This is a genomic window from Chitinophaga agri (genome assembly GCF_010093065.1).
Taxonomy (GTDB): Bacteria; Bacteroidota; Bacteroidia; order Chitinophagales; family Chitinophagaceae; genus Chitinophaga; species Chitinophaga agri.
In genome coordinates this window covers 1,401,310-1,404,982 of sequence record NZ_CP048113.1, presented here as the reverse complement: position 1 = coordinate 1,404,982, position 3,673 = coordinate 1,401,310, and the positions used below count along the sequence as shown (strand labels likewise).

At 49.0% G+C, this 3,673-nt stretch carries 3 protein-coding genes; all 3 read left to right on the top strand.

What is annotated here, in order from left to right:
- Positions 1-2: 2 nt before the first annotated feature.
- Positions 3-929: a PorP/SprF family type IX secretion system membrane protein gene (locus GWR21_RS05310; RefSeq protein ID WP_162330733.1), complete on the top strand. Its 927-nt coding sequence runs from the start codon at positions 3-5 to the stop codon at positions 927-929.
- Between the two features lie 12 nt (positions 930-941).
- The gene (locus GWR21_RS05305; RefSeq protein ID WP_162330732.1) at positions 942-2,357 is read left to right on the top strand and encodes a TolB family protein; all 1,416 of its coding nucleotides are present in this window, start codon (positions 942-944) and stop codon (positions 2,355-2,357) included.
- Between the two features lie 87 nt (positions 2,358-2,444).
- Positions 2,445-3,662 carry an acyltransferase family protein gene (locus GWR21_RS05300; RefSeq protein WP_162330731.1) on the top strand — a complete coding sequence of 406 codons (1,218 nt, stop codon included), beginning with the start codon at positions 2,445-2,447 and terminating at the stop codon, positions 3,660-3,662.
- Positions 3,663-3,673 lie beyond the last annotated feature (11 nt).

Genomic DNA, 3,673 nt, shown 5'->3' with positions numbered 1-3,673 from the left:
TTATGAAAAAACTACTTTCCGTAATAACGTTGTTCATCCTGGGTGCTGCTGATGTCAGCGCCCAACAGGATGCCATGTATTCCCAGTATATGTTTAACATGATGGGAGTGAACCCTGCTTATGCAGGCAGCCGCGGTGTATTAAGCGCCGCTGCCCTGTATCGTCGTCAATGGGTGGGGATCGACGGTGCCCCGGAAACATATACCTTCTCCTTCGACATGGCTACCCGCGATAACAAGGTCGGACTGGGCTTACAGGCCTTTAACGATAAGATCGGGATCATGCAGACGAACGGTGTCTATGGGACATATGCCTACCGCATCCGGTTTGAAAATGAAGGTTCCCTGGCCATCGGCTTGCAGGGTGGTATCAGTAATTTCAGAGCTGATCTGACCAAGGTCGATCTCATTGATGAAGATGACCAGGCATTTGCACAGAACATCAATGTCATCCTGCCATGCTTCGGTGCGGGGATCTATTACAATTCCGACAGGTTTTATGCAGGATTCTCTGTCCCTAATCTCGTAAAGAGCTACCTGCGTAAAGACGCTGTCTACTACCGTGCAGATGTAGTCGCCAAGAAGTATATGCACTTCTTTTTCATTGCCGGATACGTATTCGATATCAATGAAGACCTCAAACTGAAGCCGTCTACACTGGTGAAAGCAGTGAGAGGGGCTCCTGTACAGTGGGATATTAACGCTAATCTCTGGATCAGGGATGTCATATCTGTAGGAGGCTCCTATCGTACGGGCGACGCTATCTGCGGCCTGGCCGAGGTCCAGATCAACGATCAGCTGAGACTGGGTTATGCATATGATCACACTATTTCCAAACTGGTGAAATTCAACCAGGGTACTCATGAGATCATGTTACGTTACGAATTTGGATGGGAAAAGGGCAGAATACTGTCTCCCCGCTATTTTTAAAAAAGGAACAGCATGAGATATATACGTTTGCTGACAGTTTTATTATCCAGCTTTATTGTAACCAATGGATTTAGTCAGTTGAAAAGTGCGGAACGCGCCTATAATGGTATGCGTTACGCCGAGGCTATTCAGTATTACCAGGAGACTATGAAGCGGGATTCATTACCCGCAGCGGCTATAGCAAATCTCGCCGATAGCTATGATAAGACACAGCAATATGACAAGGCGCTTACCTGGTATGATAAATTACTTACTGTCAATGCAACGGATACTCCCCGCCGTTACCGGTATGGTCAGTTGCTGGCAATGGAAGGCCGCTATCAGGAGGCGGTTGCCCAGTATAAATGGGTGGCCGCTGTCAAGCCTGATCCGCAGCTGGAAAGTACCATCGGCCTGTATGAAAGCGGACTGAACACCCTGCTCGCCGACTCGCTCAACTGGCGTATTGCCTTGCTTAATATCAATAGTGGATATGCTGATTTTTCTCCCGTAACCTACGGCGCGGGATTGGTGTTTGTCTCTGACCGTCCACGAAATAAAGTGTTTAGGGAAACAAACGCCTGGACCGGCGGTGATTTTTTAACCCTGTACCGGGCTGTCGATACCGCCAGGGTAAAAGACGCCAGCCTGCGGACTAAAGAACTTGAACAGGTCCTGACTTACGCTTCCAAAGACCTCCGTAATGTTGACAGCCGTACTACATCCAGCTGGGACAGCAAAAAGGTATCTGCCAATCCGCAGGCAACGTTCGTCGCCGTGCCCAATCAGTTGTCACGGGAGATGATCGCTCCCTTCAATACAAAGCTCAACAAACGTTACCACGAAGGCCCTGTTACCTTTAGCCGGCTGTGGGACAGTATCATTGTCACTTATAACGAACCGTCCAAAGGCGCCGGTAATGTCAGCCGCCTGCGATTACAAACCTATGCCATGAAGTATGGTGACTGGGTCCTGCAGCCTGAATTCCCCTATAACAGCAAGGATTATAATGTCGGTCAGCCTGCCCTCCATCCCAACGGACAAGTGCTCTTTTTCACATCTGATATGCCAGGTGGTGCCGGAGGCAAGGATATTTACTACTGTCGTAAATCAGGGGATAAATGGGGACTGCCCATCAATGCTGGTCCGCTGGTGAATACGGGCGGGAACGAAATGTTTCCCTACATCGACCCGTCCGGACGCTTGTATTTCTCCTCAGATAAATGGCCCGGACTCGGCGGACTGGATATTTTCAGCGTGGGGCTGGATACCGCCTACAGGGCACTGGCGCCGCCGCGGAATGAAGGCGCCCCTTTTAACAGTCCTAAGAATGACTTCGGGGTCCTGATAGAGGCTGGTCAAAATAAAGGCTATTTCAGCTCAGATAGGAGGGGAAATGACGATATCTATATCTTCTGGAGAGTTGACCCCGCTATTGGTCAGAAATAGTGCTGTTCACCCGGTATAAAGTGCCGGATGTCAAAGAAATTGTAACACTCCTGCCGGCAGGGCTACTTTAGCATAAAACTCCCTGCTATGCAAACCATGACCGCCCCAAGACAGGCATACCTGGACTGGTTACGTATCCTCGCTATCGCTGGTGTACTGATCTTTCATTCAGCCATGCCTTTCGGTGCAGAACTCGACTGGCATATCCGTAATAAAGAAACCAGTAACATCTTTCTGGAACTGGTATTTTTTATGCACCTGTTCCGTATGCCATTGCTTTTCTTTATCTCTGGCACTGTCAGCTACTTTATGCTGCAAAACAGGTCTGGAAAACGCTTCGTAAGTATGCGGATCAGAAGATTGCTGATACCGGTTTTGCTGGCAATACTCATCATCGTACCTCCACAGGTCTACCTCGAGCGGGTAGAACAGGGTTTCAAAGGTAATTTCTGGCAGTTCTATAGCAGGATGTTCACTTCAGGGCCTTACCCTAAGGGGGATATCAGCTGGCACCATCTCTGGTTTGTCGTGTACCTCCTGATATATGACATTATCTGCGCGCCTTTGTTCGTCTGGGTCATGTCTCCCAAAGCCAGACGTTTCCGCGAAGGATTGGCCTGGCTGGCCCGGGGAAAACGCGTTTACCTGCTGGCCCTGCCCGCTATTATTATTTACACCTCCCTGTCGCTCCGTTATCCCGAGACAAACGACCTGGTGCATGATGGTTGCTATTTCTTCTATTGGATGTGCTTCCTGTTGCCCGGATTCTTTTGTGTCGCACAGCCGGCATTGATGGACAGCCTGGAAAGGAACCGGCGGTTCGCTTTTCTGATGGCATTCCTGTCCATTCTGACTATCAACTATTTCCGCTGGAATGATGTGCTGCCCTGGGATACGTTGGCAAACTGGAAAAGCGATCCGCGTACCTATGCTTTTCTGTCACTACACGTGATCTGTGCATGGGGATGGGTGTTCACTGCCATCGGTTATGGTAAAAAATACCTCAACAGGCAGCATGTTTCACTAAATTATCTTAATCAGGCTGTCTATCCTTTTTATATCTTGCATCAGACAGTGATCGTCATACTGGCATTCTATGTCGTAAAGACTTCAGACACGATCGGTACTAAATATGTCTTCATCGTACTGACCACACTGTTCATCTCTATGGGTATCTATCACCTGCTGATCAGGCCTTACAGCATCAGCCGGTTCCTTTTTGGCATGAAACCCAGGGAGAGCAGGGCTACCGGAAAGAACCAGCCCGACATACAGGAGAAAAGGATCTTACAACCGGCATCCTGACAAATCAATAT

Coding starts and splice junctions, on each gene's coding strand:
- GWR21_RS05300 (WP_162330731.1), top strand. CDS start 2,445: ATGCAAACCATGACCGCCCCAAGACAGGCATACCTGGACTGGTTACGT.
- GWR21_RS05310 (WP_162330733.1), top strand. CDS start 3: ATGAAAAAACTACTTTCCGTAATAACGTTGTTCATCCTGGGTGCTGCT.
- GWR21_RS05305 (WP_162330732.1), top strand. CDS start 942: ATGAGATATATACGTTTGCTGACAGTTTTATTATCCAGCTTTATTGTA.